Genomic DNA, 22516 nt, shown 5'->3' on the forward strand with positions numbered 1-22516 from the left:
TTAATAAAAACACCTGACTGCCGATGATATGAAGTTAATGCAACATATTATTAACAGTATTCAGATGTCATCAGACAGAAAAAGGTTGGTGATATTAAATACACGAGTAAAGGGAGAGTCATAACAGTTGGATAGTCAGCATTACGGATTATCAGTGTCATCTGTATTTTCCTCTCCGGAAATAACAGACTGATAGTGAGTGCTGATAATGGAGAAAAGTTCGCTGATCTCGCGCTCCGTCATTCCCAGCGCCGCACAGTATCTGAGCATGACATCCGGACTGAGCACCGACAGCCCGCGTTCATAGCGGGATATCTGCTGCTGGCTGATATTCAGTTTTTCAGCTACTTCCGAGCCTGTTAATCCCTGACTTTTTCGCCTTCTTTTTAAAAAAAAACCAACTTCTTTCAATAGAGATATATTATTATCACACATAGCAAAACCTGATTTACTCGGGATATTTAACTCCTTTTAGGTTTATCCGGAATAATTAACGACAGTAATAAACATAAAAATCCTGTTATTACGCACTATATTCACCGGAGAATCAGACCGGAAAGGTAACGATCCCTGTTAATTACTGCATCCTTTATCGGAAAAGAAGCCAGCCACTGCTTTTATTTTCATCTGATATTATTTAGCCAAATACAAGTTAAGTGAGTTTAATCACCATTATTCAGCAGTAATAAGATCGCTGATAACAAAATAATACCGATAAATCATCACTATCAGATCGGGTAAAGAATAAGTGAATCCTGAGCAGTCATGCAAATAATCATTCTTCTTTCGTTACCTTAAGAACAATTGGTGAAATCTATCTGTGAGTAACCATAAATAGTAATAATGGGTGAAATAACCATGTAATTTCAGGTTATTATATAAAAACAAACAGGATGGGTAATGATGGCGCGGGAAAAAGGATATTTGAGATAACTCCCCGTATGATTAAACCTGTATCACTTTGTTACAGTTTTTATCCTCTTTTTGTTCATCTGATAATAATAAAAAGAATTTTATTATGATTTATTAAATATAACTCCAATAACTTGTATTTTATGACAGTTAAATAAAAACACCGGCCTGTCGGAAGAGGTCGGTGTAATACGGATGCAATATAGCATTAAGAAAAACGATTTTCGTCCCTGTATATTGCAGGGTTATCGGTTATCAGCATCCCCACACCCCAGTCCGCAAAATGCGCAACCAGTTCCGGATAATTCGGTGTATAGCAAAAAACCTGATAACCGGCTTTTCTCAGCGATTTTGCCGTGTCTTCCCGCAGAAACAGCCAGTCACAGTGTACGCTGAACGCGTCAATCTCCTGAAGCAGCGTCAGGGGCTGAGGCGGGATCTTTTCCCAGAGTTGTCCGCGCCGGATGTGCGGCATCCGTTTGTGCATATACCGCAGTGTGCGGGTATCAAAGCCGGAAAACAAAATCCGCTCTGCGGGGAAATTCTGCATTTCAAGAACGGCCGCTGTGGCTTCACACAACTGCGCAATCGCGTGGTCACTGTCTGTGAGCTCTGTTTTCAGCTCCAGGTTCAGATGCAGCCCGGATCCCTCCGCCAGCGCCAGCAGATCCGTCAGCAGCGGAATTTTTTCGCCCCGGTATGCTTCGCCTGCCCATAACCCGGCATCCAGTGCCCGCAGTTCGCGTAAGGTCAGATCCGTCACTTTTCCGCTGCCGTTGGTGGTGCGGTTAACGGTTTCGTCGTGGATCAGTACCGGTACGCCGTCAGCACTGAGCTGAACATCGGTTTCAATCCACAGACAGCCAAACTCCGCAGCCTGCCGGAATGCCGCCATGGTATTTTCCGGTGCGCGGGCGGCAAAGCCGCGGTGTGCTGCAATAATCATAATCTGTTCCTTTATATACAGGCCGGTCAAAGAATCATACGGACATTATTTGTTCTGTAATACCCAGACCGCTGCTTCCACCCGCGATTTTACCTTCATCTTTTTCATCAGGTTTTTCACATGCACTTTTACAGTGCTTTCGGTGATGTCCAGTTTGCGGGCGATCATTTTATTCGGCTGCCCCTGAGCGATCAATTTCAGTATATCGCGCTCACGCGGAGTCAGTGCATTGATATCCGGTTCATCATCACTGCGCACTTCACGCAGCGCGCCTGCCAGTACTTCGGTCAGTGCCGGGGAGACCACCATTTTACCCGCAGCCGCCTGGCGCAGTGCCACCAGCAGCTCTTCCGGCTCCATATCTTTGAGCAGATAGCCGTCCGCCCCCCGGCGCAGTGCCGTAATCAGGTCTTCCCGGTAGTTGGACACACTGAATACCACCACCCGGCCGGACAGCGGTTTGCGCCGCAAAATATCCAGGGTTTCAAAACCGTTCATTTCCGGCATATTCAGATCCAGTAAAATCAGATCCGGGTCGAGTGATTCCGCCAGCGCAATGCCGTCACGGCCATTCCCCGCTTCACCGGCCACCATCAGTGACGGCTCCATGCTGATTAACTGCCTGACACCGTTACGCAGCATCGGATGATCATCTATCAGCAGGATCGTGGAGGGAGAGGCCGGATCAGCGGCTTCATCCGGATCACTGAGTATAATCTCTCCGGCAGAAAGTATTCTGTTCGTCATTGTTTACCTTGCTCCTGAATCGTCTTCATTTATTCTTATAGTTGTATTCGCGGGAAAGCTTATCAGCACCTGAGTGCCGCCCTGTTCCCGTGAGGTTATCCGGCAGGTTCCGTGCAATGTTGCTGCCCGTTCCCGCATAATAGATAACCCGTAATGGTTATTTTTTTCCGGATGCTCGGGGATGCCTTCCCCGTTATCTTCCACACGGATATAAATCATCTGATCTTCTGACCGGCATACCACCCGCGCCTCCGATGCATTGGCGTGCTGGAGAATATTACTCAGTGCCTCGCGGACAATCTGCACCACATGAATAGTCTGATGCGCGGAAACCTGCCGCCCGGAGAGCTGAAAATCAAAGCCGATACGGTAACCCAGCCGCTGCTCAAACTCATCCAGCGTACTCTGTAACGCAGCGAACAGCCCGGGCTCGGTCAGTTTCAGGCGGAAAGTGGTCAGCAGCTCACGCAGCTGATGATAAGCACCGTTTACTTCCCGGCGCATTTCTGTCAGCAGTGTCTGACAATTTTCCGGGATCTGCGCGGAATGCATCTGTAAATAGCTTATCTGAATTTTCAGGCAGGATAATGACTGTGCGATAGAATCGTGAAGTTCGCGGGCAATCACTGACCGCTCATCCATCAGAATCAGCTGTTGCTGCTGCTCATGCTGATAAGCCAGCGCAAAGGCCGAGATAATTTGTTTGCTCAGCATCTGCATCATATTCTGCTGTTCGCTGTTGAGCTGCTTACCGGCCGGCAGCAGAAGCTTCAATACCCCGTAACGGTTAATCGGCCCGCTCAGGTTCCAGCTCAGCTGCTCCTGCGCCTGTGACGGCCCCCGGCCGCAGTTCCCGATTTCAGTGAAACGGGAGGCGTTATTATCCTCAAAAATCCGCAGACACAACGCGCCTTCCGGCACAATCTGATGCAGATCCCGCAGAATATCCGTCAGCTGTGTGGTCAGGTCTTTGGTGTTATTCAGCCGCTGCCCGCTCTTATATAAGAAAGCCAGCATCTGGTTTTTTTCCTGCAAATCCTGCGTTTTTGCCGCCACCCGTGACTCCAGCTCCCCGTAGAGCGCAGACAGTTCCTCTGCCGTACGGTTAAGGGTATTGCCGATCATGGTGATTTCGTCGCGGTGGTTGTAATCCGCGAAGCGCGGCTGAAAGTTCCCCTGTCCCATGGCGTCAGCCTGTGCCAGCAGGCGCTGCCACGGATGGAGTATCCGGCGGCGGAAATGGCGTGCCGACAACAGCAGCAGCAAAATCATCAGTGCGATAAAAACCAGCTGAATAGCCGCCACCAGCCGGATAGTGGATTCGGTCTGGTGGTCAATGGCAGATACCAGGCTGTCAATCTGACCGACAAACGCAGCCACCGGGGCGCGGGCCTCTTCCGGCTGTTTTGCCGCTTCCAGTGCCGGGCGCAGCTTTTGCCGCCAGGTCTGCTCAATAGCCAGAAACTGCTGTTGTATTTTTGCCGGACTCACCGCTTTCATCCCGGAAAGCAGCGTTAAATCCGATTCAAAATCATTGAGATATTGCTGTGAATGCCCGGCCAGCGGGATTTCAGATAAGAAACGGTAGCTCTGCATCCGCAATGTGCCGGATTTATTAATCGCATGTGCATTGCCCTGCACACTTTCGGTGATCTGATTGGTCAGCCCCATACCGATCACCGCAAAAACGGTAAGCAGCACCATGAAACCGGTGATTTGAGTGAGAATAGATGTGTGTTTCAGCATTCACTGATGCTCCTCTGAACGGACCGGTTATTCTCTCCGATTTATCTGAAAAAACACTTACCACTAAAGTAGTACCCCTTAAAACCTTGAGGGATTAGCCTTTATAAACCACACTAATAATACTGATACTAACCTTTTGATTTTACTTATTTTCATCAGATTAACAACCGTACCTCTAAAGTAGAATGACGGTTTTACGCTTAAAAATCAATCGGTTCACCCTTTGATTAAGATCAGTATCAGTACCTTATAACCCACGTAAAACGCCTTTAATTTCAGCATAATTTTGAGGTGTATTATGGCTCAGATATCCAAAGGCAAGTCAGCCGCGGGCGTCATTACCGACTGGCGCCCGGAAGAGGAAAAATTCTGGGCAGAGAGCGGGCACCGGGTTGCATCACGCAATCTGTGGATCTCCGTTCCCTGTCTGTTACTGGCATTCTGCGTATGGATGCTGTTCAGCGCCGTTGCGGTCAATCTCCCGAAAGTCGGTTTTAACTTTACCACCGATCAGCTGTTTATGCTGACTGCCCTGCCTTCCGTTTCCGGGGCTCTCCTGCGGGTTCCTTACTCTTTCGTGATCCCGATTTTCGGCGGCCGCCGCTGGACCGCGTTCAGTACGCTGATCCTGATTGTGCCATGTGTGTGGCTCGGGTTTGCAGTACAGAATCCGTCAACACCGTATGCGGTGTTTGTGATTATCGCCCTGCTGTGCGGCTTTGCCGGGGCAAACTTTGCCTCCAGCATGGGTAATATCAGCTTCTTTTTCCCGAAAGCAAAACAGGGCGGCGCCCTGGGTATCAACGGCGGTCTGGGTAATCTCGGCGTCAGTGTGATGCAGCTGGTCGCCCCGTTTATTGTGACGTTTGGTGTATTCAGCTTTATGGGCGGCTCCGGCGTGACCCAGCCTGACGGCTCTGAGTTATGGTTACAGAATGCCGCGTGGATCTGGGTACCGTTCCTGCTGCTGTTTACTGTTGCGGCATGGCTGGGAATGAATGACCTCTCCGCCAACAAAGCATCCCTGAAAGAGCAGTTACCGGTTCTGAAACGCAAACATTTGTGGATTCTGAGTTTCCTCTATCTCTCCACGTTCGGATCGTTTATCGGGTTTTCCGCCGGGTTTGCCATGCTGTCAAAAACCCAGTTCCCGGATATCGTTATCCTGAAGTTCGCCTTCTTCGGCCCGTTACTGGGTGCGCTGGCACGTCCGCTGGGCGGCTTCCTTTCCGATAAATTCGGCGGTATCCGCGTGACCTTTATTAACTTTGTGGTCATGGCGGTTTTCGCCTTCCTGCTGTTCTTCACACTGCCTGGTAAAAATGATGCCGGTTCATTTGCCGCCTTCTTCGGCGTGTTTATGGTGCTGTTTTTCACTGCCGGTCTCGGCAGCGGCTCCACGTTCCAGATGATTGCGGTGGTCTTCCGCAAAATCACCACTGAGCGCGTACTGGCAGAGGGCGGAACCGAAAAAGAGGCTCAGCATGAAGCCATCACCGAAAGTGCGGCTGCACTTGGTTTTATCTCTGCCATCGGTGCTATCGGCGGGTTCTTTATCCCGAATGCCTTTGGTATTTCACTGACACTGACCGGCTCGCCTGCCGGTGCAATGAAAGTGTTTGTTGTCTTTTATGTGGTCTGCATTCTGACCACATGGCTGGTATACGGCCGTAAAAAATAATTAATTCAATTCTGATAATCAGAGCAATGTGAGCGCCCGGCGCTTATCGGGGGATTACCGAATGAGCAAGTTTTTAGACAGATTCCGTTATTTTAAGCAGCGCGGGGAAACCTTCTCCGGCGACCACGGACAAGAGCTGAACGTCAACCGCGACTGGGAAGATGGTTACCGCAGCCGCTGGCAGCATGACAAAGTTGTCCGTTCCACCCACGGCGTGAACTGTACCGGTTCATGCAGCTGGAAAATCTACGTGAAAAACGGGCTGGTGACCTGGGAGACGCAGCAGACTGACTACCCGCGTACCCGTCCTGACCTGCCTGACCATGAGCCGCGCGGCTGTCCGCGCGGTGCCAGCTATTCCTGGTATCTGTACAGCGCAAACCGCGTGAAGTATCCGATGGTGCGCAAACGCCTGATCACACTGTGGCGTGAGGCAAAAGCACAGCACGCAGACCCGGTGGATGCGTGGGCTTCCATTATTAATGATGAAGCAAAAGCGAAAAGCTACAAACAGGCCCGCGGCCGCGGCGGATTTGTCCGCTCCGACTGGCAGGAAGTGAATGAAATGATTGCGGCAGCCAATATTGTGACTGCCAAACAATTCGGCCCTGACCGTATTATCGGCTTTTCACCGATCCCGGCGATGTCGATGGTCTCCTATGCCTCCGGCGCCCGTTATTTATCCCTGATCGGCGGCGCCTGTCTGAGTTTCTATGACTGGTACTGCGACTTACCGCCGGCCTCCCCGCAGACCTGGGGTGAGCAGACCGACGTACCGGAATCCGCTGACTGGTATAACTCCTCTTATCTGATAGCCTGGGGTTCCAACGTCCCGCAGACCCGTACCCCGGATGCGCACTTCTTCACCGAAGTCCGCTATAAAGGCACCAAAACGGTCGCGATCACGCCCGATTATGCTGAAATCGCCAAACTGTGCGACCAGTGGCTGAACCCGAAACAGGGAACAGACAGTGCCGTTGCGCTGGCTATGGGACATGTGATCCTCAATGAGTTCCATGCGAAGCGTCAGGCGGAATACTTCACTAATTATGTCCGTACTTACAGTGATATGCCGATGCTGGTGATGCTGGAGCCGCGTGCGGAAGGCGGTTATGTGCCGGGCCGTATGCTGCGGGCATCCGATCTGGTGGATTCACTCGGTGAGAAAGAGAATGCCGAGTGGAAAACTATCGCCATTGATGAAAACAGCCGGCAGTTAGTGGCACCTCAGGGCTCTATCGGGTTCCGCTGGGACAAATCCCGCAAATGGAACCTGGAGCCGCGTGACGGCAAAAACGGTGATGAGATCACCATGCAGCTGAGCCTGCTGGATAAGCACGATGACGTTGCTGATGTCGCTTTCCCGTATTTCGGCGGCATTGAAAATGAATTTTTTGAAGGTGTGGCACTGGATGAAGTGCTGATGCACAAACTGCCGGTGAAAGTGGTGCGTCTGGCAGACGGCAGTGACGTCCGTGTGGCGAGTGTCTTCGATTTAACCCTCGCCAACTACGGTATCGATCGCGGTCTGAATGATGTGAACTGCGCAGCGGATTACAGCGAAATCAAGGCCTATACCCCGGCCTGGGCAGAGAAAGTGACCGGTGTCAGTCAGCATCACATCTCCCGCATTGCCCGTGAGTTTGCCGATAACGCCGAGAAAACCCACGGCCGTTCAATGGTGATTGTCGGTGCCGGTATCAACCACTGGTATCACATGGATATGACCTACCGCGGCATCATCAATATGCTGGTGTTCTGCGGCTGTGTCGGTCAGAGCGGCGGCGGCTGGTCACACTATGTGGGCCAGGAAAAACTGCGTCCGCAGACCGGCTGGTTACCGCTGGCGTTCGGGCTGGACTGGTCACGTCCGCCGCGCCATATGAATAGTACCTCGTTCTTCTATAACCACTCCAGCCAGTGGCGTTATGAAACTGTTCAGCCGCAGGAGCTTCTCTCCCCGCTGGCGGACAAATCCCGCTTCAGCGGCAGCCTGCTGGACTTCAATATCCGTGCCGAACGCATGGGCTGGCTGCCATCCGCACCGCAGCTGAACGTGAACCCGCTGACTATCGCGGCAAAAGCGAAAGAAGCCGGTCAGGATCCGCAGGCCTATACCGCAGAAGCCCTGAAAAGTGGTGCTATCCGCTTTGCGGCAGAACAGCCGGACAATCCGCAGAACTTCCCGCGCAACCTGTTTATCTGGCGCTCCAACCTGCTCGGCTCTGCCGGTAAAGGCCATGAATATCTGCTGAAATACCTGCTCGGCACCGAAAACGGTCTGCTGGGTAAAGATCTCGGCGAACAGGGCAGTGTGAAACCGGAAGAAGCGGAATGGGTGGATAATGCCCCGGAAGGGAAAGTGGATCTGGTGGTGACACTCGATTTCCGTATGTCCAGTACCTGTCTGTTCTCCGATATCGTACTGCCGACCGCCACCTGGTATGAAAAAGATGATATGAACACCTCGGATATGCATCCGTTCATTCATCCGCTGACCGCCGCTGTTGATCCGGCCTGGGAATCCAAAACCGACTGGGAAATCTACAAAGGGATCGCCAAATCCTTCTCTGAACTCTGTCCGGGCCACCTGGGCAAAGAGACGGATGTTGTCACCCTGCCTATCCAGCATGACTCCGCAGCCGAAATGGCGCAGCCGTTTGATGTGAAAGACTGGAAAAAAGGCGAATGTGATCTGATTCCGGGCAAAACTGCACCGCACCTGATGGTGGTGGAGCGCGATTATCCGAACACCTATGCCCGCTTTACCTCGCTGGGGCCGCTGCTGGATAAACTCGGCAACGGCGGCAAAGGTATCAGCTGGAATACGCAGGAAGAAGTTGATTTCCTGAAAAAACTCAACCGCACCCGTACTGAAGGCGCTGCCGAAGGTCGTCCGGCGATTGAAACCGCGATTGATGCGGCAGAAGTCGTGCTTTCGCTGGCACCGGAAACCAACGGCCATGTGGCGGTGAAAGCGTGGGATGCGCTCGGTAAAGTGACCGGCCGTGACCATACCCATCTTGCCATCCATAAAGAAGATGAAAAAATCCGCTTCCGCGATATCGTGGCGCAGCCGCGCAAAATTATCTCCAGCCCGACCTGGTCCGGCCTCGAAGATGAGCACGTCTCTTATAACGCGGGTTACACCAACGTTCACGAGATGATCCCGTGGCGCACCCTGAGCGGCCGTCAGCAGTTGTATCAGGATCATGAATGGATGCGCGCATTCGGTGAGGCACTGGTGGTGTATCGTCCGCCGGTCGATACCCGTGCGGCACAGCCGCTGCTGGGCGCGAAACCGAACGGCTATCCGGAGAAAGCCCTGAACTTCCTGACCCCGCACCAGAAATGGGGTATTCACTCCACCTACAGTGATAACCAGCTGATGCTGACCCTCGGCCGTGGTGGTCCGGTGGTGTGGCTGAGTGAGGAAGATGCCCGTTCGCTGGGTATTGAGGATAACGACTGGATCGAAGCCTTCAACAGCAACGGCGCACTGACCGCCCGTGCGATTGTCAGCCAGCGTATCCCGGACGGCATGATCTTTATGTATCACGCCCAGGAGCGTCAGATTAACCTGCCGGGCTCAGAAGTGACCGGCATGCGCGGCGGTATTCATAACTCCGTCACCCGTGTCTGCCCTAAACCGACCCATATGATCGGCGGCTACAGCCACCTGGCGTACAGCTTCAACTATTACGGCACTGTCGGCTCCAACCGTGACGAATTTGTGGTGGTCCGCAAAATGAAAAATGTGGACTGGCTCGACGGTGAGCAGGATGGTTATCAACAGACCCTGAGCGGGCAGGAGAAAGCATAATGAAGATACGTTCCCAAGTCGGCATGGTATTGAACCTGGATAAATGTATCGGTTGCCATACCTGCTCTGTCACCTGTAAAAACGTCTGGACCAGCCGCGAAGGTGTGGAATACGCGTGGTTCAATAACGTCGAAACCAAACCCGGACTGGGCTACCCGCATAACTGGGAAGACCAGGAGAAATGGAAAGGCGGCTGGATCAAAAATATCCGCGGCAAACTGGTTCCCCGTATGGGTAACAAAATCGGCCTGCTGTCAAAAATCTTCGCCAACCCTGACCAGCCGGAACTGGATGATTACTACGAGCCGTTCACTTACGACTATGATCATCTGAAAAACGCCCCGGAAGGCAATCTGCCGACCGCCCGTCCGCGCTCACTGATCACCGGTCAGCGCATGACAAAAATTGAAAACGGCCCGAACTGGGAAGATGACCTCGGCGGTGAATTCAGCCGCCGCAGTGCGGACAAAAACTTCGCCGATATGCAGAAAGAGATGTACGGCCAGTTTGAGCAGACTTTTATGATGTATCTGCCGCGTCTGTGCGAACACTGTCTGAACCCGGCCTGCGTCGCAACCTGTCCGAGCGGTGCAATCTACAAACGTGCGGAAGACGGTATCGTACTTATCGATCAGGACAAATGCCGCGGCTGGCGTATGTGCCTGACCGGCTGTCCGTACAAAAAAATCTACTTCAACTGGAAAAGCGGCAAATCCGAGAAATGTATTTTCTGCTATCCGCGTATCGAAGCCGGTCAGCCGACCGTGTGCTCGGAAACCTGCGTGGGCCGTATCCGCTACCTCGGTGTGCTGCTCTATGATGCGGATCGCATTGAAGAAGCGGCAAGTGCGGATAACGAAAAAGATCTGTATGAGCGTCAGCTCGGGATCTTCCTCGACCCGAACGACCCGGAAGTGATCCGCCAGGCGCAGAAAGACGGCATTCCGCTGAGTGTGATTGACGCGGCACAGAAATCGCCGGTCTACAAAATGGCGATGGAGTGGAAACTCGCCCTGCCTCTGCACCCGGAATACCGTACTCTGCCGATGGTCTGGTATGTGCCGCCTCTGTCACCGATTCAGTCTGTCAGCGATGCGGGTATGCTGCCGCACAGCGGCGTACTGCCGGATGTGGAAAGTCTGCGCATCCCGGTTCAGTACCTCGCCAACCTGCTGACTGCCGGAGACACCGCACCGGTACTGCGTGCCCTGAAACGGATGCTGGCCATGCGTCACTACAAACGTGCGGAAACCGTGGATAAAACACGGGATATCAGTGCACTGGAAGAAGTGGGTCTGACAGAAGCTCAGGCACAGGAAATGTACCGCTATCTGGCTATCGCGAATTATGAGGATCGCTTTGTGATCCCATCATCACACCGCGAACTGGCCCGCGAGGCATTCCCTGAGCGCAACGGCTGCGGATTCAGCTTCGGTGACGGCTGCCACGGCAGCGATACCAAATTTAACCTGTTTAACAGCCGCCGTATCGATGCCATTGATATCACGCAGAAAACACCGGCAGATGCGCCAATCTCAGAGAGGCATTCATCATGATTAGTTTAAAAATCATCGGCTGCCTGCTGGATTACCCGAATGAGGAGCTGTGGGCACACCGCGACGAACTGATTGCGGAAATTGAACAGGCGCACGAACTGCGCCTGACTCAGGCTGCCGCACTGATGTACTTCGTCGCTGAACTGACCTCAGAGCCGCTGCTCGACAGTCAGGCGCGCTACAGTGAATTGTTTGATCGCGGCAGAGCCACCTCTCTGCTGCTGTTTGAACACGTGTATGGTGAGTCGCGGGATCGCGGCCAGGCGATGGTATCCCTGCTGGAGCAGTATGAGCAGGCCGGGATCACCCTCAACAGCCGCGAACTGCCGGATTATCTGCCGGTTTACCTGGAATATCTCTCTGTTATGCCGCCTGAACAGGCCTGTCAGGGACTGAAAGATATCGCACCGATCCTCGCCCTGCTCGGTGAGCGCCTGCGCCAGCGCGAAAGTCATTACCATGAATTGTTCAGCCTGCTGCTGGCAATGGCGGACAGTGACCTGACACTCAGCGCACTGACCCGTCAGGTGAACGGTGAAGCCCGTGATGATACCCCGGCTGCACTGGATGCGGTCTGGGAAGAAGAACAGGTGACATTCCTGGCCGATAAAGGCTGTGATAATTCTGTTCTGACACAACATGAGCGTCGTTTTTCACAGAGTGTTGCCCCGAATTACATTCAGGTGGGTGACGCGCCGGTTTCCCCTGCGGCGAAAGGAGTAACTCCATGAATTTCCTGAATACGTTTTTCTTTGATATCTACCCGTATATCGCAGGCGCGGTGTTTATCATCGGCAGCTGGCTGCGTTACGACTACGGACAATACACCTGGCGTGCCGGTTCCAGTCAGATGCTGGATAAAAAAGGGATGCGTCTGGCTTCCAACCTGTTCCATATCGGGATCATCGGCATTTTCTTCGGGCATTTTGTCGGGATGCTGACCCCGCACTGGATGTATGAACCGTTTATCACCGTGGCGCAGAAACAGATGCTGGCGATGGTGGCGGGCGGTGCCTGCGGGGTGATGACGCTGATCGGCGGCGGTATGCTGCTCAAACGCCGTCTGACCAACCCGCGTGTCCGTGCAACATCTTCAGCAGGCGATATCCTGATCATCACCCTGCTGGTGATCCAGGTCATTCTGGGCCTGGGTACTATTCCGTTCTCCGCACAGCACACTGACGGCAGTGAAATGATGAAGCTGGTCGGCTGGGCACAGTCTGTCGTGACATTTCAGGGTGGCGCATCAGAGCATCTGGAAGGCGTAGCCTTTATCTTCCGTATGCACCTGGTGCTGGGTATGACGCTGTTCCTGATCTTCCCGTTTTGCCGTCTGGTGCATATCTGGAGTGCGCCGGTCGAATATATTACGCGCCGCTACCAGTTAGTGCGCAACCGTCATTAATTAACAACAACAGTCTCATCCTTTAAATGCACAGTTTTGGGTGGCTCCGGCCACCCTTTTTTACCATCGCGTGATATCTTCAACAAAAGTTGAAGCAGTTTACCGGCACAGAGGAAAAATCCCTTCTTTCGCTGCTGCCGTAACGCTCCGCTAACATTTTCAACATCAGCGCCTCTCAGAAAAATGTCCGCCAAATCAATTCAGTAAATCATAACCAGCAGAAACACGCTGTTTTATCCCGGTTGTGATGCTCACATTTGCTATTTTTCACTGCTTTTTTGTTATTAAAATGATTTTGTAATCATTAAAAAATAGTTGAATTTAATGTTGACCCACATCACAAAACTGGTATCATACCTCCATCGAAGCAAAACAGCTTACTAACCTAATTCACAAGCAGGAGTTCATTATGAAAAGTATCAAAACTTTCTTCTCTAATCTGAGCCGTGCTGCTGCTATCATTGCAAAATACAGCAAAGCATTCTGATTTATCAGACAGATTTAAGAAAAGCGCCCTCAGGGCGCTTTTTTATTGCCTGCGATCCGGCTTTCAACAAAAGTTGAAGCAGTTTACCGGCACAGAGGAAAAATCCCTTCTTTCGCTGCTGCCGTAACGCTCCGCTAACATTTTCAACATCAGCGCCTCTCAGAAAAATGTCTGCTAAATCAATTCAGTAAATCATAACCAGCAGAAACATGCTGTTTTATCCCGGTTGTGATGTTCACATTTGCTATTTTTCACTGCTTTTTTGTTATTAAAATGATTTTGTAATCATTAAAAAATAGTTGAATTTAATGTTGACCCACATCACAAAACTGGTATCATACCTCCATCGAAGCAAAACAGCTTACTAACCTAATTCACAAGCAGGAGTTCATTATGAAAAGTATCAAAACTTTCTTCTCTAATCTGAGCCGTGCTGCTGCTATCATTGCAAAATACAGCAAAGCATTCTGATTTATCAGACAGATTTAAGAAAAGCGCCCTCAGGGCGCTTTTTTATTGCCTGCGATCCGGCTTTCAACAAAAGTTGAAGCGGTTTACCGGCACAAAGGTAAAATCCCTGCTTTCGCTGCTGACGTAACGCCCCGCTAACATTTTCAACATTTTACGCTTATCAAAAATTCCTGCAAAATCAATTCAGTAAATCACAACCAGCAGAAACGCGCTGTTTTATCCCGGTTGTGATGTTCACATTTGCTATTTTTCACTGCTTTTTTGTTATTAAAATGATTTTGTAATCATTAAAAAATAGTTGAATTTAATGTTGACCCACATCACAAAACTGGTATCATACCCCCATCGAAGCAAAACAGCTTATTAACCTAATTCACAAGCAGGAGTTCATTATGAAAAGTATCAAAACTTTCTTCTCTAATCTGAGCCGTGCTGCTGCTATCATTGCAAAATACAGCAAAGCATTCTGATTTATCAGACAGATACAAAAAAAGCGCCTTTGAAGGCGCTTTTTTTATGTCCGCAGTTTTTTCACCAGATAATCAATAAACACCATCATATGCGGTGGCTGATAACGCGACGGCGGATACAGCAGCCAGGCATCCCCGCTGTAACGGGTTTTAAAGGTCCAGTCAGGCAGAACCTGCACAATCTCCCCGCTTTCCAGCGATTTTCGCGCTGTAAACACCGGCAGTCCGCCAATCCCGAGATGTGATTTCACCCCGCCGAGCCGCACGCCGCTGTGGTTTGATGAATAACGTCCGTGCACATTCACAGACACCACTTTATTTCCCTGCTGAAAACGCCAGCGGGTATCCGCGGCTTCCTCACTGAGGAACAAACAGCTGTGCTCTTTCAGTTCCTGCGGATGGGACGGCGTACCGTGCTCTGCCAGATACTGCGGTGTGGCACATAAAATATGACTGACCGTAAACAGACGTTTGCCGATAAGCCCGGGCGGCGGTTCATTGGTAATACGGATAGCGAGATCGATCTCCTCATCGATCAGATCCATATAGCGATCTTCCAGGCGCAGCATTACATTCACACCGGAATGCATTGCGAGAAATTCATTGATAAGAGGGTGCACCATAAAATACCCCAGTGCTTTCGGTGCCCCCAGCCGCACCAGCCCGGAAGGTATTTCACTGAACTGCCCGCTGGCACTCATCACGGCGCCCGCGGAGTTCACCAGCGCCTGACAATGCTGATACACCGCCTTGCCGCTCTCATTCAGCCGCAGTTTGCGGGTCGTGCGCTGCAATAACCGGGTATTCAGCGCACGCTCCAGCCGGGAAACCGCACGGCTGATCGCGGAAGGAGTCGCACCCAGTTGCCGGGCTGCCTCCGAGAAACTGCCGGTTTCCACCACCTTGGCAAATACCGCCATTTCTTCGAGTAATGCGAGGGTTTCATTTGTGATCACGGGGAATAAATCCTTTGCATTTTTGCCGTATTATCATATGACAGTGCCTGCAATACAATGACAGACAACCCGGTACAATAATAATGAGGCACACATCACCATGACAGAAAAATGCTACCTGACCAGCCGCGCCTTACAGGGCACCGCCACTGTCCTGGAATGTCGTCCGGCAGAAGACGGACGCTATGCGGTTATCCTGGATAAAACCCTGTTTCACCCGCAGGGCGGCGGCCAGCCCGGAGATACCGGCACACTCGGTGACGCCACCGTTATTCACACGGCATTTATGCCGGAAGGTATCATTCACTACACCGATATCCCGGTCGCCCCCGGTGAAGTTCAGATGAATGTCGATGCGGAAAAACGTCAGCTGCACTCACGGCTGCATACCGGCGGGCACCTGCTCTCTCATGTCATGGAAACGTTCGGCTGGAAACCGACCAAAGGACATCACTGGCCGGATGAGGGGCGGATACAGTATATCCCTGCGGGCTCTCCGGTGATTATTGAGCCGGAAGATGTCCGCCGTTACTGTCAGGCACTGATCGATGCCGATCATCCCTGTTATCACTATCAGGATGACGATGGCATGTTTCAGATCCGGTTTGCGGGTTTTGAACCTTATCCCTGCGGCGGTACGCATGTGCAGTCACTCGGTGAAATCGGCACACTGGTGCTGAAATCCCTGAAAACCAAAAAGGGCATTCTGTCCGTTCAGTACGACGTCATCTGACGGAGTCTGTCTCTCTGCGGCGGTACATCCGCCGCCCCTGCTGACCTGATGAGGTTATGATGAACCTGTTTAACCAGAGTGAATTTCTGGCGCTTGCGCTCGTCCATTTTTTCATTGTTGTTTCTCCCGGACCTGACTTTGCCGTGACCCTGCGCCAGAGCATTTACCACGGGCGCAAGGCCGGGCTGATGACAGCACTCGGTATCGGTGCCGGGATTTCTGTTCATGTGGTGTACACACTGATTGGCGTGACAGCGCTGATGCAGGCCACGCCGTGGCTGATGGATACGGCAAAATATATTGGTGCGGCCTATCTTATCTGGCTGGGCATTCAGTTTCTGCGCAGCAAAGGGGTAACAACCGCGATCACACCGGATAACCCCGGCCCGGCACAAACAGCCGGAAAGGCATTTTGGATGGGATTTCTGACCAACGCCACTAACCCGAAAGCCATGCTCTTTTTCCTGGCGATATTCACCACACTGGTCAGCCCGTCCACCCCGGTATCCGTAAAATTATTCTACGGCGTGTGGATGTGCGGTGTGAATGCGGCCTGGTTTATGGCCGTCTCCGTTCTGTTTTCGCACCAGCGTATCCGTGAACGTTTCCTCGCACACAGCCGGTTGTTCGATAATGTAATCGGTGCCGTTCTGCTGCTGTTTGCCGGGCGTCTTTTGCTGGCGGTATAACGGCAGAATAACGCCGGTATTATCAGGCAGGCTCTGAAATCACGGGCAGAAAATCAAAATACAACCGGCCGCCAATGGCATCTGCATAACGAATCAATGTTCCCAGTTGCGGATCATAATCCCCTTTTTCCAGGCGGGAAATATTCTGTTTTTGCGTCGCCATTTTTTCAGCCACTTCAGCCTGGGTAATTTTCCGGGCTTTTCTTGCGGCTTTTAATGTATCCAGCAATACTTTTCGTGCCTGAATTTCATCCAATGCATCAGTGACTTCAGGATCTTTAAGTAATTTATTCTTCAGCTCTTCGAAAGGGACTAAATCATAGTCATCATTACGATTCATTTCAGCCTCCTTATCACTTCCTTCATTCTCTCATTTGCTAACTCTAACACCTGCTTTGGTGTTTTCTGCGTTTTTTTCTGAAAGACATGCACAATAATTATATGGTTGCCCCGGCAGAAAAAGAAAATCCCTCTGGCACACCCTTCATGAGAACGGATCCTCAGCTCCTTCAGCCCGTCACGATGAAGGTCACGGACAACCGGTTCTTTCAGAAACACACCATATTTGCGCAAGGTTTCAAGCCCTGTCAGCATCTCAGCTTTAAGTCCTGCAGGCAGCTTCATGATCTCTTTTTCTGCTGCCTTAATCACTGAAAGTTCAAACATCCTTCATCCCAATGTTTTCTTTTCAGTTTATCGCCCGCATCAAATGTAATCAAATATGATTACTGTATACCATAACTTCATTTAACATGGCAAAAAATAAATTTGGTAATTAATGCTGCCTTTTGCAGTTATAGCCAAATTCATTGCCACGTTAACAGGTTGATATGGTAATGTTTAAGGACGTTAATAAATACTTGTCAGCTACGCTTCAGGGTATTTATGCCTTGTTGTACCGATGAGGCCGTCCCGGCACTCATCAGTCACCCGGACAGAACGGAGAAGATAATGATTAAGTTGAAAGATATAGAACAGGCTCTGCGTCCTCAGCCATCCTACAAAATGCTGATTAACGGTCAGTGGACCGAAAGCAGTGATCACGCCAAAAGCCAGACATTTAACCCTGCCACCGGTGAATTATTAGCGGATTACCCGGCCGGTACAGCGCAGGATGTGAATACCGCGGTGGCTGCCGCCAAAAAAACCTTTGAAACCTGGCGTCACACCTCCCCCGCTGAACGTCAGCAACTGTTACTGAAAATTGCCGATCGCCTGGAAGCGGAAAAAGAGCGCTTCGCCACACTGGAATCCCTCGATAACGGTAAGCCTTACAATGAAGCCATTTCTATCGATTTACCGGCTGCCATCGACCATTTCCGCTATTTTGCAGGGGCTATCCGCGCCCATTCCGACCAGGCCGATGTGCTGGATGAAAACACCCTGAGTCTGGTGATCCGCGAGCCTATCGGCGTTGTCGGCCAGATTATTCCGTGGAACTTCCCGCTGCTGATGGCCGCCTGGAAACTGGCTCCGGTCATTGCAGCCGGAGATACCGTGGTGATCAACCCGGCCAGCCTGACGCCGCTGACCCTGCTGGAACTGGGCCGCATCATGAATGATGTGCTGCCTGCCGGTGTCATTAATATTGTTACCGGTCGCGGTTCCGTGGTCGGCCAGGCTATTCTTGACCATCCGGATGTGGATAAAGTGGCTTTCACCGGCTCCACCAGCGTCGGTTATACCGTTGCCGAAGCCGCGGCGAAAAAACTGATCCCGGCCACTCTGGAACTGGGCGGTAAATCTGCCAATATCGTGTTCCCGGATGCCAATATGGAAAAAGCGGTCAAATATGCAGCGATCGCGATTCTGATGAACCAGGGTCAGGCTTGTGAATCCGGTTCACGCCTGTTCCTGCATAAAGATATCCACGATGAATTCCTGAAGAAACTGAAAGCCCGTTTTGAATCTGTCAAAGTCGGTGATCCGATGGCGAAAGACACCCAAATGGGCAGCCAGGTCAGTCAGGGACAGCTCGATACCATCCTCAGCTATGTGGAACTGGCGAAAAAAGAGGGTGCCACCATTCTGACCGGCGGTGAGCGTCTGACCAGTGACGGGCTGGATGCCGGATTCTTTATGAAACCGACCATCATCACCAATGTCACCAACCAGATGCGGGTTGCCCGCGAAGAAATTTTCGGGCCGGTCCTGGTGGTAATCCCGTTCAGTGATGAGGATGAAGTTGTCGCGATGGCAAATGATTCCGAATACGGGCTGGGTGGTGCGGTCTGGACACAGGATATCAACCGCGCACTGCGTGTGGCGAAAGCGGTCAGAACCGGCCGGATGTGGGTCAATACCTACCATGAGCTGCCTGCACATGCCCCGTTCGGGGGATATAAAAACTCCGGGCTGGGGCGGGAAACCCATAAAATGATGCTGGATGCGTATACCGAAGTGAAAAACATTTATATCAGCACCAAAGAATCATAATTCCTCATTATGAAAATGCCCGGCTGTGCCGGGCATTTTTTTTATTTACTGACTGCTTTTCGCTTCCGATGGCGGATTTTTCCCGGCAGATCGCGCAATACTGTACATTCGTCGCATCATCGTCTGATCGGCCGTTTCCGCAACAATAATCACATAGCGCCGTTCATTATGATCATAACGGAAATAGGTACATTCCGGTTTACCCCACCGGTTGTAATAAATCGCCCCGTTTTCTTCCTGATAGACAATACCTTTCTGCTGATTCAGCCATTCATCAAACCGCCAGCGGTATTTCGGCATTTTCACCAGGAGGATGCGTCCTTCCGCGTCACTGAGCGGATCGCGGAAGCGGTAAATCTCCGTATTATCATCATCACTTTCAATATGAACGCCGCCGATATCCCGGACATAGTCGCCGTCTTCCTGCTTTTTCAGATTAACGACCATCGTTTCCGGCAGGGTCACTGAGACATTTTTTGTCATTCTGACGGCGTCACCGGAAACCGGCGGAAAACCGTGTTGTTTGTAATATTGGCGCTGTGTCTCCAGATACGCTTCATAAGAAGATGCTCTGGCGTCAGATACCGCTTTCATACCAGCCAGTTTTTCTGACGTGTAGTCGGCACGGGAAAGCGTCATTTTCATTTCGCAGTTAAAAAATCCGCATGCCCCTTCTTTTTCTGTGGTCAGATACACGGTTTGTCCGTTATCGGGCGATGTCCAGGTCGTCTGTATATCGTTCAGATCAAAGGTATTACCGCGGATTTCACTGTCAAAACGGTTGCCGCTGTTATCCACAATGACGCGGTCCGGCTCAAAATAAAAGAATGTCGTGTCTTTCAGGCTGACCATGGTATCGCGGATAGCGGCTTTGACATTTTTATCCGGATCACTGTTTTCAGGTGCATTATCCTTAGGGTTATCATAAGTGACAGTAATAGCATCAATCACATAATAACCGTCCGGTGACGCCGGCGGGGTTTCCTTACATCCGGCCAGTAATGCAATTATTACAGATAAAATAACACCCCTTTTCATGACTCATCCTTTAGTTAATCACCGGAAATACACGGGGATCATAGCGCAAAAAACGAAAAATCCTGACCGGAATTATCCTTAAGTGTATTAATCCGCCCGCCATACGGTATGATAACTCCCCTGTTTGTTCCGGCTCAGGGAAAAAAACAATGGCGATTATCACCACACTGATCACGGGTGCCGTAACCGGGCTGATTATCAGCACCACCGGTGTCGGCGGCGGGGTGATAGTGCTGCCAATCCTCACGTATCTCTACGGAATGAATGCCCTGATGGCTGTCGCCACCGCCAATCTTCTCTCCGGGCTGATGAAAATCACCTCTTCCTGGCTGCACTATAAGCTCGGTAATATTCCGCTCCGGCGTGCCATGATTGTGCTGGGGATTATGCTGCCCGCCACTTTCGGCGCCAGCCTGCTGGTGACATGGCTTGCCTCGGTGCCGGCCTGGCAGGCTCTGACAGAAAAAAGTATTAATCTGCTGGTGGTGGCCGCCATTCTGTTTTCACTGTGGCTGTTTATTCAGCGGATGTTTTTCCCGCCGCCGTTACCGGCGGATACGGCGGAAACACCCATGTCAGTGCGGGAGCTGCTGCTGCCGGGGATCACCGCCGGTGTGGTGCTGGGGGCAACCGGTGTCGGCGGCGGCATTGTGGTTCTGCCGATGCTGCTGCGTTATGCGAGGATGGATATCCGTCAGGCGATCGGTACTTCGATTTTTGTCACCACCCTGCTCTCCGCCTCTTCCGCTATTGCCTATATGCAGGACGGGCATACCGATGTCCGCCTGGCGTTGTGGCTGTTTGCCGGATCACTGCTCAGCATGCCGCTGACCAAAATACTGCTTACACGCATGCCGGATCGTGCTTTTCAGTACGCCACACTGATCCTGATCCTGTGCAGTGCCGTGATGATGATGCTGAATCTGTTCTAAACCGTCACCACACCCTGTGCCCGCAGCATTCCGGCCAGGCGGCGGATGCCGTCAGTAAGTTTCTCTGCCGGATAAGCGGCAAATCCGAACAGAACCCCCTCCTGCTGTGCATCCGGGCGGCAGTAACGCGATAACGGCTGCATCCCCATCGCACACTGACGTCCGGCCTGAATCACCGTTTGTGCCGGAACACCGTTTTTCATCCGGCACAGCAGGTGGATACCCGAATCACTCGGCACAATATCCAGCAATGCGGGAAGATAGTGATTGATTGCATCCGTCACCGCCTGCCGCCGTTCATAACAGGCTTTGCGCACCCGGCGGACATGGCGCGCATAATGTCCTTCATTAATAAACCGGGCCAGTGTGGCCTGTTCCAGATAACCGCAGCCGGTATCCGCATAGTATTTTGTCACCTCAAACGCCGGGATCAGGGCTTTCGGCACCACCAGAAATCCCAGCCGGAAAGCGGGATAGAGCATTTTGGAGAAGGTGCCTGCATAAATGACCCGCTGATGCCTGTCCAGTCCCTGCAATGCCTGAAGCGGGCGATCGGCATAACGGAACTCACCGTTATAATCATCCTCCAGGATCCAGACATGGTGCTTCGCCGCCCACGACAGCAGCGCTGAGCGCCGGGCCAGGCTGAGTGTGCCGCCCGACGGAAACTGATGCGACGGTGCAGTAAAAACCAGTTTTGCATCCGGCCAGCGGCGCAGGCCGTCATACACATCCATACCCTCTTCATCCGTCCGGACCGGGCGTACGATCAGCCGCTGTGATAAAAATGCGCCACGCGCGCCGTCATAACCGGGGTCATCGAGCCAGACTTCATCCCCGGGCTGTAACAGTGTCTGTACCGTCAGATTAATCGCCTGCTGGGTGCCGTTCACTATCAGGATCTGATCTTCATCACACTGCAATCCCCGGGTGGCACGGACATAATGACAGATTGCCCGGCGCAGCGGCGGATAGCCGTGCGGCTCACTGTGCGCATGCAGCGCATAACGGGACTGACGCCAGACGCGACCGAGCAGCCGTCCCCAGACATCATGCGGAAACAGATCCACACATCCGGTGCCGACCATAAACAGCGCATCAGACGGCACCCCGGATGAAATACGCTGTGACCGCAGCTCTTCTGTCAGCGGGCTGATATTCGCGGTTATTTGCTCTCCGGCCGTATCCGCCGGGGAAGACACCGGCCCGCTGATGGCGTGATCCGGCAGATTATCCGCCACAAATGTGCCCGCACCGCGCCGGGTAATGAGATACCCCTCATCCTGCAACCGCTCAAACCCGGCAATCACCGAGTTACGGGAAATCCCCATCATCTCTGCCAGTGCACGCCCGGACGGCACTTTGCTGCCCGCATGCAGGCGGCCGCTGAGGATCGCCTCACGCAGAGCATGATACACCTGATCTTTGATGATCCCGTTACCGGTCAGTAATTCGGGGAAGGCTGCCGCGCCGGATTTTCGCATTGTG

18 protein-coding genes are annotated in these 22516 nt (G+C 51.9%); 9 read left to right on the forward strand and 9 right to left on the reverse strand.

The features are described 5' to 3' along the window. Positions 1-141: 141 nt before the first annotated feature. The 4 genes from JC793_RS17420 to narX all read right to left on the reverse strand — a co-directional run bounded on the left by JC793_RS17420 (position 142) and on the right by narX (position 4351). Positions 142-435: a helix-turn-helix domain-containing protein gene (locus JC793_RS17420; protein WP_046895252.1), complete on the reverse strand. Its 294-nt coding sequence runs from the start codon at positions 433-435 to the stop codon at positions 142-144. A 685-nt stretch (positions 436-1120) separates the two neighbouring features. After that, on the reverse strand, positions 1121-1858 hold the full coding sequence (locus JC793_RS17425) for a glycerophosphodiester phosphodiesterase family protein (RefSeq protein ID WP_218426846.1): 738 nt from the start codon (positions 1856-1858) through the stop codon (positions 1121-1123). A gap of 45 nt (positions 1859-1903) precedes the next feature. Next, complete coding sequence (narL, locus tag JC793_RS17430) at positions 1904-2500, reverse strand: two-component system response regulator NarL (protein WP_046895278.1); 597 nt, start codon at positions 2498-2500, stop codon at positions 1904-1906. Between the two features lie 108 nt (positions 2501-2608). Beyond that, positions 2609-4351: a nitrate/nitrite two-component system sensor histidine kinase NarX gene (narX, locus tag JC793_RS17435; protein WP_218426848.1), complete on the reverse strand. Its 1743-nt coding sequence runs from the start codon at positions 4349-4351 to the stop codon at positions 2609-2611. Positions 4352-4649: 298 nt separating this feature from the next. On the opposite strand from narX, the gene JC793_RS17440 reads away from it, so the two are divergent. The 5 genes from JC793_RS17440 (at position 4650) to narI (ending at position 12816) form a co-directional block, all read left to right on the forward strand. Continuing rightward, positions 4650-6032, forward strand: a complete 1383-nt coding sequence (locus JC793_RS17440; RefSeq protein WP_166708690.1) for a NarK family nitrate/nitrite MFS transporter — start codon at positions 4650-4652, stop codon at positions 6030-6032. A gap of 61 nt (positions 6033-6093) precedes the next feature. Then, entirely contained in the window at positions 6094-9855 is a 3762-nt protein-coding gene (locus tag JC793_RS17445) for a nitrate reductase subunit alpha (protein ID WP_107680618.1), read from the forward strand. Further along, on the forward strand, positions 9855-11411 hold the full coding sequence (gene narH, locus JC793_RS17450) for a nitrate reductase subunit beta (RefSeq protein WP_004241167.1): 1557 nt from the start codon (positions 9855-9857) through the stop codon (positions 11409-11411). Before JC793_RS17445 ends, narH begins: the two co-directional genes overlap by 1 nt. Then, positions 11408-12142 (forward strand): nitrate reductase molybdenum cofactor assembly chaperone, encoded by a 735-nt coding sequence (gene narJ, locus JC793_RS17455; protein WP_046895247.1) that lies wholly within the window; start codon positions 11408-11410, stop codon positions 12140-12142. The genes narH and narJ overlap by 4 nt, the downstream gene beginning before the upstream one ends. Continuing rightward, positions 12139-12816 (forward strand): respiratory nitrate reductase subunit gamma, encoded by a 678-nt coding sequence (gene narI, locus JC793_RS17460; protein ID WP_046895246.1) that lies wholly within the window; start codon positions 12139-12141, stop codon positions 12814-12816. Before narJ ends, narI begins: the two co-directional genes overlap by 4 nt. A 1472-nt stretch (positions 12817-14288) precedes the next feature. Here narI and JC793_RS17465 read toward each other — a convergent pair. Then, positions 14289-15200 (reverse strand): LysR family transcriptional regulator, encoded by a 912-nt coding sequence (locus tag JC793_RS17465; RefSeq protein ID WP_218426850.1) that lies wholly within the window; start codon positions 15198-15200, stop codon positions 14289-14291. Positions 15201-15300: 100 nt separating this feature from the next. On the opposite strand from JC793_RS17465, the gene JC793_RS17470 reads away from it, so the two are divergent. Both JC793_RS17470 and JC793_RS17475 read left to right on the forward strand, forming a co-directional pair. Beyond that, positions 15301-15933, forward strand: coding sequence for an alanyl-tRNA editing protein (locus tag JC793_RS17470; RefSeq protein WP_166708693.1), 633 nt, complete (start codon positions 15301-15303; stop codon positions 15931-15933). Positions 15934-15989: 56 nt separating this feature from the next. Further along, positions 15990-16622, forward strand: a complete 633-nt coding sequence (locus JC793_RS17475; protein ID WP_107680615.1) for a LysE family translocator — start codon at positions 15990-15992, stop codon at positions 16620-16622. A 22-nt stretch (positions 16623-16644) separates the two neighbouring features. Here the strand turns inward: JC793_RS17475 and JC793_RS17480 are convergent, their stop codons facing one another. Beyond that, positions 16645-16962, reverse strand: a complete 318-nt coding sequence (locus JC793_RS17480; RefSeq protein ID WP_166708694.1) for a helix-turn-helix domain-containing protein — start codon at positions 16960-16962, stop codon at positions 16645-16647. Beyond that, entirely contained in the window at positions 16959-17288 is a 330-nt protein-coding gene (locus JC793_RS17485) for a type II toxin-antitoxin system RelE/ParE family toxin (RefSeq protein WP_166708695.1), read from the reverse strand. The genes JC793_RS17480 and JC793_RS17485 overlap by 4 nt, the downstream gene beginning before the upstream one ends. Before the next feature lie 285 nt (positions 17289-17573). Between JC793_RS17485 and JC793_RS17490 the strand changes: the two genes are divergently transcribed. After that, entirely contained in the window at positions 17574-19058 is a 1485-nt protein-coding gene (locus JC793_RS17490; protein WP_046894344.1) for an aldehyde dehydrogenase family protein, read from the forward strand. A 45-nt stretch (positions 19059-19103) separates the two neighbouring features. On the opposite strand, the gene JC793_RS17495 is transcribed toward JC793_RS17490, so the two are convergent. Next, positions 19104-20096 (reverse strand): hypothetical protein, encoded by a 993-nt coding sequence (locus JC793_RS17495; protein WP_218426852.1) that lies wholly within the window; start codon positions 20094-20096, stop codon positions 19104-19106. Between the two features lie 149 nt (positions 20097-20245). On the opposite strand from JC793_RS17495, the gene JC793_RS17500 reads away from it, so the two are divergent. Continuing rightward, positions 20246-21028 (forward strand): sulfite exporter TauE/SafE family protein, encoded by a 783-nt coding sequence (locus JC793_RS17500; protein WP_218426854.1) that lies wholly within the window; start codon positions 20246-20248, stop codon positions 21026-21028. On the opposite strand, the gene pdxR is transcribed toward JC793_RS17500, so the two are convergent. Beyond that, entirely contained in the window at positions 21025-22512 is a 1488-nt protein-coding gene (pdxR, locus tag JC793_RS17505; protein ID WP_218426856.1) for a MocR-like pyridoxine biosynthesis transcription factor PdxR, read from the reverse strand. The two genes, JC793_RS17500 and pdxR, sit on opposite strands and share 4 nt — an antisense overlap. Positions 22513-22516 lie beyond the last annotated feature (4 nt).

Origin of the sequence: Morganella morganii (assembly GCF_019242955.1) — a bacterium.
GTDB classification, from domain to species: Bacteria; Pseudomonadota; Gammaproteobacteria; order Enterobacterales; family Enterobacteriaceae; genus Morganella; species Morganella sibonii.